Below are 12666 nucleotides of genomic sequence, written 5' to 3'. Positions count from 1 at the left end.
GTCCCCGCCCGCTCGCTGGGGGAAGGAGCGACCGCCCGGCACCGGGGAAGGTGCGCCAGGTGGGCACGGAGCGGGAGGAGGCCGCGGGCTGCGCACGGGCGGGCCGACCCGGCGCGGAGAGCGCCGGACACCCCGTTCCCCGGGTGCCGTCCGCCGTGCTCCGCTGCCCCGCCAGCCTATCGCCCGGACCCCGCCGGTCAACGTTCCGCGACGGTGCACCACCCGGGCGGACGCATCCGTTCGCGCAGGTCGGGGCGGTGCGGCGGGTCCGCGGGGCCGGGGCGCGGGCGACCGGCGGGCGCGCCGGGCGAACCGGGGCGAAGCCGCCCGAACGGGATGCGGCCCGGACCGGGGCCCCGACCGCGTTCCGCCCCCGGCGGGGCCGCGCGCCCACTACCGTCGTCGCCATGGCGACTGCCCCCGGCCCCGAGCGGCCCACCGAGACCGATCGCTTCGTGGTGTCCAACCGCTCGTACGCGGAGACCTTCCGGGACGGCGGCATGGACGCCCGCCCGGTCCGCCGGGTCGCCGTGGTGGCGTGCATGGACGCCCGGCTCGACCTGTTCGCCGCGCTCGGCCTGGAGCTGGGCGACGCGCACATCATCCGCAACGCGGGCGGCGTGGTCACCGACGACACCATCCGCTCGCTGACGATCAGCCAGCGCGCCCTGGGCACCCGCACCGTGGTGCTGATCCACCACACCGGCTGCGGCCTGCTCGGCCTGACCGAGGACTTCCGGCACGAGCTGGAGCAGGAGGTCGGCCAGCGCCCGCAGTGGGCGGTGGAGGCGTTCACCGACCTGGACCGGGACGTCCGGCAGTCCATGCGGCGGGTCCGCACCTCCCCGTTCCTGCCGCACACCGGGGACGTCCGCGGTTTCGTCTTCGACGTGCACACCGGTCTGCTCCGGGAGATCTCCTGAAACCGTCCGGACCACCGGACCGTCCCAAACCGGGACAGCCTTCGCGTGTCGGCCGAGCGGGTGACTTCTGGCCGTTCGACAGGGAAGAATGCGCCAAGTATTCGGGGTGGACCGGGCTCGAACCAGCCGCCCGGCGACTGTGCAACATGGGAGCGTTACGGGTGACGACCATCAACGGACAGGGCGCGCAGCAGCCGCAGGCGGGTCGCCAGGACCGGCGGGAGCCCGCCGGGCTGGCCGAGCTGGCGGCGGTCGTGGACCGCGTCCGGGGCTCCGTGGAGAGCGTGATCGAGGGCAAGCCGGAGGCCGTCCGGATCGCCCTGACGGTGCTGCTCGCCGAGGGCCACCTGCTGCTGGAGGACGTGCCGGGCGTCGGCAAGACCATGCTGGCGAAGGCGCTGGCCCGCTCGGTGGACTGCACGGTGCGCCGCATCCAGTTCACCCCGGACCTGCTGCCCTCCGACGTCACCGGCACCAACGTCTTCGACCAGCACCAGCGGGACTTCGAGTTCCGGCCCGGCGCGATCTTCGCGCAGATCGTGGTCGGCGACGAGATCAACCGGGCCTCGCCGAAGACCCAGTCCGCGCTGCTGGAGTCGATGGAGGAGCGCCAGGTCACCATCGACGGCACCACGCACGAACTGCCCTCGCCGTTCATGGTGATCGCCACCCAGAACCCGGTCGAGATGGAGGGCACCTACGCCCTGCCGGAGGCCCAGCGCGACCGCTTCATGGCCCGGATCTCGATCGGCTACCCCAGCGCCGACGCCGAGTTCGCGATGCTCGACCTGCACTCGGCCGCCAACCCGCTGGACGACCTGCAGCCGGTCGCGCACGCCGCCGACCTGCTCAAGCTGATCGACCTGGTGAAGACCGTCTACGTCTCCGACCCGGTCCGCCGCTACGCCGTCGACCTGGTCTCCGCCACCCGCACCTGCCCCGAACTGCGCCTGGGCGCCTCCCCCCGGGCCACCCTGCACCTGGTCCGCGCCGCCCGCGCGCACGCCGCCCTGGACGGCCGCGACTACGTGCTCCCGGACGACCTGCAGGCGCTCGCCGTCCCGGTGCTGGCGCACCGCCTGCTGCCCACCTCGGAGACCCAGCTGAGCCGCCGCACCGTCGAGCAGGTCGTGCTCGACCTGGTGGCCCGACAGCCCGTCCCGCGCCCGCAGGGCCGCTGAGGTGGCGGCCTCCGGCCAGGTCTCCGGGCTGCGCGCGGCGCTGCGCGGGCTGACCACCCGCGGCCGCTCCTTCCTGGCGGCCGGCCTGACCGCCGCCGTCTGCGCCTTCGTGTTCGGCCAGGGCGCGCTGCTCCAGGTCGGCGCGCTGCTGGCGGCGCTGCCGCTGGCCGCCGCCGGCCTGCTGGTGCGCACCCGCTACCGGGTCGCCTCCGGCCGCCGGCTCAGCCCGCACCGGGCCACCGCGGGCCAGGAGGCCCGGGTGCACCTGCGGCTGGACAACGTCTCCCGGGTGCCCACCGGCCTGCTGCTGCTGGAAGACAAGGTCCCGTACGTGCTGGGCCCGCGCCCGCGCTTCGTGCTGGACCGGGTCGAGCCGCGCGGCTTCCGCGAGGTCTCCTACCGGGTCCGCTCCGACCTGCGCGGCCGCTACCCGCTCGGCCCGCTCCAGCTCCGGCTCTCCGACCCGTTCGGGATGTGCGAGCTGACCCGCGCGTTCAGCGCCGCCGACGTGCTCACCGTCGTCCCGCAGGTCCAGGACCTGCCGGCGGTCCGGCTGCCCGGCGAGTCCGCCGGGCAGGGCGACTCCAACAGCCACACCCTGGCGCTGGCCGGCGACGACGACGTCATCCCGCGCGAGTACCGGCACGGCGACGACCTGCGCCGGGTGCACTGGAAGTCCACCGCCCGGTACGGCGAGCTGATGGTCCGCCGGGAGGAGCAGCCGCTCAGGGCCCGCGCCACCGTGCTGCTCGACACCCGGGAGAGCGCGCACCGCGGCTCCGGCCCGGCCTCCTCCTTCGAGTGGGCGGTGTCCGCCGCCGCCTCGATCGGCGTCGACCTGGTCCAGCGCGGCTACCGGACCAGGCTGCTCACCGACACCGGCCACGCGGTGCCCGGGCAGGGCGCCCAGGGCAGCACCGCCGCCGAGTCCGTCGGCGCGCTGCTGGACGCCCTCGCCGTGGTCGAGCACTCCGACCGGGGCACCCTGGCCCGCGCCGAGGAGGTGCTCCGGCTGGACGGCGAGGGCCTGCTGGTCGCCGTGGTCGGCACCCTCGACGAGGACCAGGCCGACCGGCTGGCCCGGCTGCGCCGCCGCACCGGCGGCGCGGTCGTCCTGCTGCTGGACACCGGCACCTGGTCCGGCCTGCGCCACGTCCTCCCGGACACCCCGGACGAGCAGGCCGCCGCCCGGGCGGCCCGGCTCCGCGAGTCCGGCTGGACGGTCCTGCCGGTCCGGGCCGGCGACTCGCTGCCCGCCCTGTGGCGGAGCGCGGACCGCACCCTGAACTCCCTTCCCTACCGAGACGAGGTCGGCGCGTGACCACCCGGGCCAAGTTGACGCTCTGCGCGGCCCTGGCCACCGCCCTGGCGGCGCTGTGCCTGTCCCCGCTGTTCAAGGACTCCTTCGGGCTGGCCCCGCACGGCCTGCTGATGATCGCCGTCACGGCCGGCGCGGGCGCCGGCCTGCGCGTCCTGCCGCTGCCGCGCGCCCTGGTGACGCCGCTCCAGCTGCTCGCCGTGCTGTACGTGCTGATGCTCACCACCGTGCAGTCCTCGATGGCCTTCGGCGTGCTGCCGGGCGCGGGCGCGCTGGACGCCCTGTCCGGGCTGCTGAGCTCCGGCGGCGACAACATCCAGGAGTACGCGATCCCGGCCCCGACCACCGACGGCCTGCGGCTGATCGTGGTCGGCTCGGTCGCCCTGGTCGCCGTCCTGGTCGACGCCCTCGCCGTCACCTACCGCCGGGCCGCCGCCGCGGGCCTGCCGCTGCTCGCCCTGTACTCGGTGGGCAGCGGCCTGGCCGAAGCCCCCGGCGGCATGTGGCTGTGGTTCCTGTGCGCGGCCGCCGGCTACCTCGTCCTGCTGTACACCGAGGGCCAGGACCGGCTGACCCGCTGGGGCCGGGTCTTCCACGGCACCGGCCGCGCCACCGCGGGGCTCTCCAACGGCGGCCGCCGGGTCGGCGTGATCGCGCTGGCCGCCGCCCTCCTGCTGCCGGCCTTCGTCCCCGCGGTCGGCCCCGGCCTGTTCGGCGGCCTGGGCGGGCACGGCGACGGGACGGGCGACGGCAACGGCCGGGGCGACGAGCGCTCGCTCAACCTGGTCGTCGCGCTGACCGCCAACCTGCGCTCCAGCGACGACACCGAGCTGCTGCGCTTCTCCACCGACTCCCCCGACGTCAACCAGCTCTACCTGCGGATCGCCGCGCTCACCGAGTTCAACGGCCAGGAGTGGCGCGGCGGCGAGCCGAGCGGCGAGGCGCTGCCGGCCACCCTGCCCCCGCCCGAGGGGCTGGCCCCGAACGTCGCGACCACCACGGTCCGGACCAACGTCCGGGTCTCCGGCAACCTCAACACCACCTGGCTGCCGATGCCGTACCCGGTGTCCTACGTGCAGCTGCCGTCCACGACGAACTGGCGCTTCGACAAGACCGGGCGCACCGTGAACGCCGTCAACGGCGCGAAGGCGGGCGGGCTCTCGTACACCGTCGGCTCGGTCACCGTCGGCGCCACCGCCGCCCAGCTGCGGGCCGCCGGGCCGCCGCCCGCCGACATCGCCGAGCGCTACCTGGCGCTGCCCGCCGACCTGCCCGCCGTGGTCGGCGACACCGCCAAGCAGGTCACCAGGGGCCGGACCACCCCCTACGACCAGGCCGTCGCCCTCCAGCAGTACTTCACCGGCGGCCAGTTCACCTACAACACCAAGATCGAGGCCCGCACCGGCCCGGACGCGATCGCCAAGTTCCTCCAGGACCGGGAGGGCTTCTGCGTCCACTTCGCCTCCACCATGGCGGCGATGGCCCGCTCGCTCGGCATCCCGTCCCGGGTCGCGATCGGCTTCACCCCCGGCACCGGCGACGCCGCGAACCGGGTGGTGCGCAGCTCCAACTACCACGCCTGGCCCGAGCTGTACTTCAACGGCCTCGGCTGGATGCGCTTCGAGCCCACCCCCAACCAGGGCTCGCTGCCGCTCTACTCCGTCCCGCAGACCGCGCCGACCACCGCGCCCAGCGCCGCGCCGACCACCGCCGCGCCCACCGACCAGCCCTCGGCCGGGCCGTCCCCGTCCAGCAACTGCACCGCGCAGCAGCGCAAGACCGGGGACTGCGGCGCCGAGACCGCGGTCGTCGAGGTGAAGACCGCGGCGACCCCGTGGTGGCGTGACCCGGTCGTGCTGGTCGCCGCCGCCGCGGTCGTGCTGGTGCTCCTGCTGCTGGCCTTCCCGATGCTCTGGCGGACCAGGCTCCGCCGCCGCCGGATCGGCGGCGCCCGGCACCTGGCCGACCGGCACGGGCCACGCCTGACCGACGCGCAGGTGCTCGCCGCCTGGGCCGAGCTGACCGACTCGGCCTGGGACCTCGGCCTCCCGCCGGACGAGGCCCGCACCCCGCGCAGCGCCGTCCGCCGGCTCACCGAGGACGGCGGCCTCGCCCCCGAGGCGGCGGCCGCCGCCGGGCGGGTCGCGCTGGCCACCGAGCAGGTCCTGTACGCCCGGGAGAGCGACCCGTCGCCGCGGCTCGGCGCCGACGTCCACACCGTCCGGGAGGGCCTGCTCGACGGCGTCTCCCGGGGCCGCCGGCTGCGCGCCCTGCTGCTCCCGGCGTCCGCGGTGCGCCTGCGCTGGCGGGCCCAGGAGCGGGCGGCCGCGCTGCGCGAGCGCTCCGCCGAGCGCTCGGCCCGGCTCCGCGAGGCGCTGGCCCGGCCGCTGCGCCGGGGGAAGGACGCCGACGACGAGGGGTGAGCCCCGCCGGGCGCCCGGCGCCGGGCACGGAAAGAGCCGCCGGCGGGGAGGAGGTCCTCCCCGCCGGCGGCTCTTTCCGTGCTCTTCCGGTTCTTCGCGGCTCTCCACCGCTCGGGCCACTCGGGCCGCTCGGGCTCCGGCCGGCTGCTACAGCCCGCTCTGCTCGTCGCGGCGCCGCTGCCAGCGCTGTTCCATCCGGTCCATCACGCCCGTCCGCCGACGTGGCGCCGCGGCCTGCCGCGGACCGTGCCCGACCGGGCCCCGCCGCCAGGCGGTGACCGCGAGGACTGCACAACCGAGCATGACCAGGAACCCGACCACGCTGATCCAGATGACCTGGGCGACCAGGCCGCCCATCAGCAGCGCGACGCCTGCCACGAACCCCGCCACGGCCAGGTAGACCCGCCGGCGGGTGTAGGTGCGCAGGCCGGTTCCCTCGAGCGCCGACGCGAACTTGGGATCTTCGGCGTACAGCGCTCGCTCCATCTGCTCGAGCAGTCGCTGCTCGTGCTCCGAGAGCGGCACGGAGTCCTCCTACTCGTCGGTCGCGGGGCGACCGGTCCGCCACCCCTGGCTCGGGCCTGTGTGGTCCATATGCCCCACGGGTCTGGCCGTCATGCTTACCGGCTTTACCCAGATCATACGGTCCACGGCCCGGGTTCGGCGTGGTCAATCGGGCGTGGCTCGGGCCGCCCCCACGGACGGCCCGCCCTGCCCAACGAGCGGACCGCCGCGATGGTGCCCCGGCCGGGTCTCAGACCGCCGCGGCGAGCAGGTGCAACTGGGTGGCGACGGCGTGGAACGCGGGCTGCTCGGCGGCGGCCAGCTCCAGCTTGAGCAGCGCGTCCAGCGCGCCGGGCTCGGTGTCGACCAGGACGCCGGGGACCAGGTCGGCGAAGACCCGGATGCCGTGCACGGCGGCGACCTTCAGGCCCGCCCCGGTGGCGAGCGCGTCGAGCTGCTCGCCGGTGAAGCGGCGGGGCATCGGGTCGCCGGCGCCCCAGCGGCCGTCCGGCGCGTCCAGCGCCACCCGGGCGTCGGTGAAGTGGCCGGCCACCGCGCGGGCCAGCACGGCGCCGTTGCGGTTGGCGGCCAGCAGGCTGACCAGGCCGCCCGGGGCGAGGGTGCCGACCAGGTGGCCGAGCGCCTCGGCCGGGTCGTCGACGACCTCCAGGACGCCGTGGCAGAGCACCGCGTCGACCGAGCCGGCCGGCACCAGCTCGGGCAGCGTCTGGGTGTCGCCCTGGACGGCCCGGACCAGGTCGGTGACCCCGGCCTCGGCGGCCCGGCGCTCCAGCGCGAACAGCGCGTCCGGGCTGGGGTCGACCACCGTCACCCGGTGGCCGAGCCGGGCCACGGGCACGGCGAAGTTGCCGGTGCCGCCGCCGGTGTCGACGACCTCCAGCACCGGCCGTCCGAGCTCGGCGGCCCGGCGCTCCAGCGCCGCCCGCAGCACCTCCCACACCACGGCGGTACGCAGCGCACTGCGGGGACGGGTCGGATACAAGGCGGCACCCCTCTAGGCAGGTCTTCCACGGCGGGAACGCCACCACCTTATCCGCCGCGCCCCGGCCGCCCGGGCCCGGCGCAGCGCGCCGCCGGCCCCGGGCGGCCGCCCGGGCTCAGGGGTGCAGGGCCAGGATGCGCTCGACGATCCGCAGGTACAGGGCGGTGTTGCGGATCAGGTCGTCCGCGTCCCGCTCGCCGGCGGCACCGGCGATGCCCGCCTCGGCGGCGGCCCGGCGGCGCGCCCCGGCCGCGAAGTAGGCGGCCCACTCGGAGAGTTCGGGTGCGACCTCGGGCAGCAGCTCCCAGGCCGGGCGGATCGCGTGGCGGCGGCGCGGGTGCCGCTCGGGGCGGCCCCGGACGGCGAGGACGGCCGCGGTGGCGCGCAGTGCGGCGAGGTGGGCGGTGGCGTAGCGCTCCAGCGGATCCTGCCGGCCCCGGGCGTGCACCAGGGTGCGGTGCGCGTGGCGGAGCAGTTCGAGCGCGGCGGGCGACGGCGCGACCCGGCGCAGCACCGGGTGGACGTCGCCGGTGCGACCGGCGGGCAGGGTGGGTTGATCGACGGCAGGGCGGGCGACAGGCTCAGGACGACTGATGGTCATGGGTCTCCCCCGTTCACTCCGGACCTTTGCCCGGGCCGGTCGGCCCGCGCATGCATCCATCGTGAACGGGGGGTCTGACAACTCGGGCCCTTTTCGGCCCTTTCGGTCGTCCCCACGGCCGGACCCCCCTGGGAGGGGTCCGGGCTCCGCCGCCCCGTGTCGGCGGTGCCCGGCCCCCGTTCTCCGGCCGTCGGCGCGCCCCGGGCCTGTCCCGGCCACCGATCCCCCACGGCGGCGACCCGGCCCCGGGCGCTCCGGGAGGCTCCGCCCTGCGGCGGCCTTCCCGGTGCGCACCACTCTGCCGTCCGGGACGGGTCCGGCGGAATCCGCCCGGGTACTCAACCGGTGATCTGAGTACGGGTACTCAGACGCCCGGGCCGCCGGACGCCCGCCCCGGTCGGCGGCGCCCGGTACGGTGGCCGGGTCCTGTCCGAGGCGCGGGCGGGCGCGTGGAAAAGGGGGGCCGCCGTGGAGGCCGTGCCGCTGATCTTCACCAGCGGGTGGGCGAGCGGGATCAACGCCTACGCCGTGGTGCTGCTGCTGGGCCTGTTCGGGCGGTTCGGCGGGGCCGAGTCGGTGCCGCCGGTGCTGGAGCGCACCGACGTGCTGATCGCCGCCGGGGTGCTGTTCCTGTGCGAGGCGGTGCTCGACAAGATCCCGTACGTGGACAGCGTGTGGGACGTGGTGCACACCTTCGTCCGCCCGGTCGCGGGCGCCACGGTGGGCGCGCTGCTGGCGGCGCACGACCCGGGCTCGCTGGGCGAGGTCGCGGCGGGCGCGGTCGGCGGTGCGACGGCGCTGCTCAGCCACGGCGTCAAGGCGGGCCTGCGGATGGCGGTGAACACCTCGCCGGAGCCGGCCTCGAACATCGCGGTCAGCCTGGGCGAGGACCTGTCGGTGGCGGGCCTGGTCACCCTGGCGGTCTTCCACCCCTGGCTGGCGGCCTCGGTGTCGGCGGTCCTGCTGGCCCTCGGACTCCTGCTGGTCTGGTTCGCGGTCTCCCGCATCCGCCGCTTCTGGCTGCGCCGCCGCGAACGCCGCCTCTCCCGGGCCCGCGCGGCCACGGCCTGATCCGGGCACCCGCCCGCACCACGGCCCCCGCCCCGGTCGGCCGGCCCTGCCGGAGGCGCCGCCCCCGCTTCGGTGGTTGTCGTGCGGGCACCCCCGCCCCACCACCGTCCCCGCTCCCCCGCCCGCCGGAGGCGTCGCTCTCCGGCTCGGGCAACCGTCGTGCGGGCACCCCCTAGGATCTTCTGCCATGGCTCGGATCATCGTCGTCGGCGCAGGTATGGGCGGTCTCGCGGCCGCGTCCCGGTTGGCCACCCTCGGACACCGGGTGACGGTGCTGGAGGCGGCCGGCACGCACGGCGGCCAGGTGGGGGCGTACCGGCGGGACGGCTTCGGGTTCGACACCGGGCCGGGCCTGCTGGCGCTGCCCGCCGTCTACCGGGACCTCGCGCTGAAGACCGGGCGGGAGCCGCTGGAGCAGCTGGTCGGGCTGCGGCCGGTGGACCCGGAGAGCCGGCACCTGTTCCCGGACGGCACCGAGCTGGTGCTGCCGAACGCCTCCCGGGGCGGGGTCGGCCAGGCGCTGGACACCGCGTTCGGCGCGGGCGCCGGCGAGCGCTGGGGCGAGCTGGTCAACCGGGGCCGCACGGTCTGGGAGGCGACCCGCCGCCCGCTGCTGGAGGAGCCCCGCCCGGCCGTCGACCCGGCCGACCCGTACCCGGTGCCGCCGCGCCGCGGCCTGTCCCGGCTGCTGCCGCGCGGCCGGCCCACCCTGGCCGACGCGGCCCGCGAGCTCGGCGGCGGGCCCGGCCCGGCCGCGCTGCTCGCCGAGTACGCGCTGCGGTACGGCCTGGACCCGCGGACCGCGCCCGCCTCGGCGACGGTGCTGCCGTACATGGAGCAGTCCTTCGGCGTCTGGTACGTCGACGGCGGCCTGCGGGCGCTCGCCGACGCGGTGTTCGCGCGCTGCGGGGAGCGCGGCGTCGAGTTCCGCTTCGGCACGCCCGTGCGCGCCCTGGAGACCGCCGCCGACGGCCGGGGCACCGGCGTCCGCACCGACGACGGAGTGCTGTCCGCCGACGCGGTGCTGTCCGCCGTCCCCGGCCTGGGCCTCCCGGAGCCCGCCGCGCCCGCGCCCGGCCGCTGCACCGTGCTGCTCGCCCTGGACGGGGCCCGCCCGGCCGGCACCGCGCACCGCACCGTCGTGCACGCCGCGGACCCGGCCGCCGAGGCCCGCGCGGTCTTCACCGACGGCACGCTGCCCGAGCGGCCCACCGTCCAGTTGCTGCGCCCCGACGACCCCGCGCTGCTGCCCGGCCCGGACGCGGAGGCCGCCGTGCTGACCGTCACGGTGCCGGGCGGGCCCGCCCCGGCCGCCGCCGCGCTGGACGCCTGGGCCGACCGGCTGCTGTCCCACCTGGCCGCCGCCGGGCTCGACCTGCGCCCGCGGCTGCGCTGGCGGGAGACCCGCTGGACGCCCGCCGTCCCGGTGCCCGCGCTGGCGGGGGGCCGGCTCGCCGCGGCCAACGAGCCCGGACCGGCCGGCCTGTACCTGATCGGCGCGCACGCCCACCCCGGCGGCGGGCTGGCCCGGGTCGGGATGTCCGCCTCGATCACCGCGGGCCTGCTCGGCCCGGCCTGACGGTGCGTCAGTACTGCTGCTGGTAGTACCAGTTCTGCTGCTGTTGCTGGTCCTGGGCCGGTCCCGGCTGCTCCGGGACGTACGTCTGCTGCTGCGGGTACTGGTACTGCTGCTGGCCGTACGGATCCTGGTAGCCGGGCTGCGCGTACGGGTCCAGGTACTGGTAGACCGGCTGGCCGTACTGGTCGTAGCCGATCAGCTGCGGCTGCGCGACCCACTGCTGCTGCTGGACGTACTCCTGCTGGACGGCCGGGCCGTCGGCGTACACGCCCGCGTCCAGCTCCTGGAACTCCTGGTAGGCGTACGGCTGTTCGTCGACCGGCTCGTCCTCGACCGGGCCGACCTCGCCGACCGGCTCCACCGCGGCGGCCTCCTCGGCCACCACCGCGGCCCCGCCGGTCGCGGCCGCCAGCAGCGGCACCCGGGCCAGCGGGCCGGGCAGGCCCCCGTCCGCCCCGCGCAGCGACCAGCCCACCGGACGCCCCCGCTTCACCGAGGCCGTCACCATCGCCTGGCCCACCGCGAAGGCGCCCGCGCCCGCCGCTATCACCAGCACCGAGGACATCGCCATCCCCAGCACCACGCCCAGGAACCCGCCCAGCGCCAACGCCCGCCAGTGCAGCGCGGCCCGGTTCTGCAACAGCAGCTCGGCCGTCAGCCAGAGCGCCACCACCGCCAGCGCGCCATAGAGGAGCAGGTACCCGATGCCCATCCCGCCACCTCCGACTGCCACCATCACCGCGCGGTTGCGGGCGACTGTACAGCCTCCGGCCGAACACCACCTCATCCCCGACCGCCCGGCCACCAGCCGAGGCTTCCCCACCCCTGCCGACCCGCCACAGGCAGAACTCCCACCCCACGGGAAGCACCGGCCCCCGCCGCAGGCGGGGCATCCACAGGCCGAAGACCCCGCACGCCCATCGGCCGCCGCACACGAAGTCCCCGCCCCACGGGAAGCACCGGCCACGGCCGAGGGCACCCGCCGACCCACCGCAGCACCCGGCCGCAGGCCGAAAATCCGTCGTCGCCACCGGCCCGCCGCAGGCGAAGTCCCCGCCCCACAGGAAGCGCCGGCCATCGGCCCCCATCGGCTCGCCGCAGGCGGGGTCAGCGCTGGTGGAGGCCCAGGTTCTGGTAGATCTCCAGGGTCGAGGTGGAGTGGTTGAGGGTGATGAAGTGCAGCCCCGGGGCGCCCTCCGCGAGGAGGCGTTCGGCCATGGCCGTGGCGTGCTCCAGGCCCACCGCGCGGACGGCGGCGGGGTCTTCGGCAGCGGCTTCGAGGCGGCTGCGGAACCCGGGCGGGAAGTCCGAGCCGCAGAGCTGCGGGAAGCGCACCAGCTGGCGGATGTTGGTGACCGGCATGATCTCCGGGATGATCGGCGTCGCGCAGCCCGCCGCGGCGACCCGGTCGCGCAGCCGCAGGTAGTCCTCGACCTCGAAGAACATCTGGGTGATGGCGTAGTCGGCGCCGGCCCGGCACTTGGCGACGAAGTGCCGGATGTCCTCGTCCCAGTTCTCGGAGCGCGGGTGCATCTGCGGGAACGCGGCCACGCCGACGCAGAAGTCGCCGATGCCCTTGATGAGCTCGACCAGCTCGTAGGCGTAGCGGACGCCCTCGGGGTGGCGCACCCACTCGCCCATCGGGTCGCCGGGCGGGTCGCCGCGCACCGCGAGGACGTTGCGCACGCCCTGGTCCGCGTACTGGCCGATGATGTTGCGCAGTTCGGCGACCGAGTGGTCGACGGCGGTGAGGTGGGCGACCGGCGTCAGCGTCGTCTCGGTGGCGATCCGGCCGACCAGGTCGACGGTGCGGCCGCGCGAGGAGCCGCCCGCGCCGTAGGTCATGCAGACGAAGTTGGGGTCCAGCGACTCGACCCGGCGGATCGCGTCCCAGAGCTTGCGCTCGCCCTCCTCGTTGCGGGGCGGCATGAACTCGAAGGAGAAGGAGCGGTCGCCTGCCGCCAGCAGGTCGCGCACGGTCTGCGCGCGGTCGCTTCTGGTGGAGGGAATACCGAGTGCCATGCAGGCAGGTTAGCCGTCGGCGGCGCGGCCCGGACAAACGG

At 76.2% G+C, this 12666-nt stretch carries 11 protein-coding genes; 6 read left to right on the top strand and 5 right to left on the bottom strand.

Going from position 1 to position 12666, the window contains the following annotated elements:
* Positions 1–407 precede the first annotated feature (407 nt).
* The 4 genes from ACIQBJ_RS17405 to ACIQBJ_RS17390 all read left to right on the top strand — a co-directional run bounded on the left by ACIQBJ_RS17405 (position 408) and on the right by ACIQBJ_RS17390 (position 5845).
* Positions 408–923, top strand: a complete 516-nt coding sequence (locus ACIQBJ_RS17405; RefSeq protein WP_400710284.1) for a beta-class carbonic anhydrase — start codon at positions 408–410, stop codon at positions 921–923.
* A gap of 233 nt (positions 924–1156) precedes the next feature.
* Positions 1157–2104 carry an AAA family ATPase gene (locus ACIQBJ_RS17400; protein WP_400711344.1) on the top strand — a complete coding sequence of 316 codons (948 nt, stop codon included), beginning with the start codon at positions 1157–1159 and terminating at the stop codon, positions 2102–2104.
* Position 2105: 1 nt separating this feature from the next.
* Positions 2106–3425 (top strand): DUF58 domain-containing protein, encoded by a 1320-nt coding sequence (locus ACIQBJ_RS17395; RefSeq protein WP_400710281.1) that lies wholly within the window; start codon positions 2106–2108, stop codon positions 3423–3425.
* Entirely contained in the window at positions 3422–5845 is a 2424-nt protein-coding gene (locus ACIQBJ_RS17390) for a transglutaminaseTgpA domain-containing protein (protein WP_400710278.1), read from the top strand. The genes ACIQBJ_RS17395 and ACIQBJ_RS17390 overlap by 4 nt, the downstream gene beginning before the upstream one ends.
* Before the next feature lie 147 nt (positions 5846–5992).
* On the opposite strand, the gene ACIQBJ_RS17385 is transcribed toward ACIQBJ_RS17390, so the two are convergent.
* The 3 genes from ACIQBJ_RS17385 to ACIQBJ_RS17375 form a co-directional block, all read right to left on the bottom strand.
* Positions 5993–6370: a DUF3040 domain-containing protein gene (locus tag ACIQBJ_RS17385; RefSeq protein ID WP_400710275.1), complete on the bottom strand. Its 378-nt coding sequence runs from the start codon at positions 6368–6370 to the stop codon at positions 5993–5995.
* A gap of 229 nt (positions 6371–6599) precedes the next feature.
* The gene (locus ACIQBJ_RS17380) at positions 6600–7352 is read right to left on the bottom strand and encodes a methyltransferase domain-containing protein (protein ID WP_400710272.1); all 753 of its coding nucleotides are present in this window, start codon (positions 7350–7352) and stop codon (positions 6600–6602) included.
* A gap of 115 nt (positions 7353–7467) precedes the next feature.
* Positions 7468–7953, bottom strand: a complete 486-nt coding sequence (locus ACIQBJ_RS17375; RefSeq protein ID WP_400710269.1) for an SAV_6107 family HEPN domain-containing protein — start codon at positions 7951–7953, stop codon at positions 7468–7470.
* Positions 7954–8421: 468 nt separating this feature from the next.
* On the opposite strand from ACIQBJ_RS17375, the gene ACIQBJ_RS17370 reads away from it, so the two are divergent.
* Complete coding sequence (locus ACIQBJ_RS17370; RefSeq protein WP_400710266.1) at positions 8422–9024, top strand: DUF4126 domain-containing protein; 603 nt, start codon at positions 8422–8424, stop codon at positions 9022–9024.
* A gap of 187 nt (positions 9025–9211) precedes the next feature.
* Positions 9212–10603, top strand: coding sequence for a phytoene desaturase family protein (locus ACIQBJ_RS17365; protein WP_400710263.1), 1392 nt, complete (start codon positions 9212–9214; stop codon positions 10601–10603).
* 7 nt (positions 10604–10610) lie between these two features.
* Here ACIQBJ_RS17365 and ACIQBJ_RS17360 read toward each other — a convergent pair whose 3' ends face one another.
* Positions 10611–11315 carry a hypothetical protein gene (locus ACIQBJ_RS17360; protein ID WP_400710260.1) on the bottom strand — a complete coding sequence of 235 codons (705 nt, stop codon included), beginning with the start codon at positions 11313–11315 and terminating at the stop codon, positions 10611–10613.
* A gap of 395 nt (positions 11316–11710) precedes the next feature.
* On the bottom strand, positions 11711–12625 hold the full coding sequence (metF, locus tag ACIQBJ_RS17355) for a methylenetetrahydrofolate reductase [NAD(P)H] (RefSeq protein WP_400710257.1): 915 nt from the start codon (positions 12623–12625) through the stop codon (positions 11711–11713).
* Between the last annotated feature and the right edge of the window lie 41 nt (positions 12626–12666).

The sequence above is a fragment of the Kitasatospora sp. NPDC088391 genome (genome assembly GCF_044753345.1).
Taxonomy (GTDB): Bacteria; Actinomycetota; Actinomycetes; order Streptomycetales; family Streptomycetaceae; genus Kitasatospora.
This window is presented reverse-complemented; position numbering and strand designations above follow the sequence as displayed.

Coding starts and splice junctions, on each gene's coding strand:
- ACIQBJ_RS17405 (WP_400710284.1), top strand. CDS start 408: ATGGCGACTGCCCCCGGCCCCGAGCGGCCCACCGAGACCGATCGCTTC.
- ACIQBJ_RS17375 (WP_400710269.1), bottom strand. CDS start 7,953: ATGACCATCAGTCGTCCTGAGCCTGTCGCCCGCCCTGCCGTCGATCAA.
- ACIQBJ_RS17365 (WP_400710263.1), top strand. CDS start 9,212: ATGGCTCGGATCATCGTCGTCGGCGCAGGTATGGGCGGTCTCGCGGCC.
- ACIQBJ_RS17360 (WP_400710260.1), bottom strand. CDS start 11,315: ATGGGCATCGGGTACCTGCTCCTCTATGGCGCGCTGGCGGTGGTGGCG.
- metF (WP_400710257.1), bottom strand. CDS start 12,625: ATGGCACTCGGTATTCCCTCCACCAGAAGCGACCGCGCGCAGACCGTG.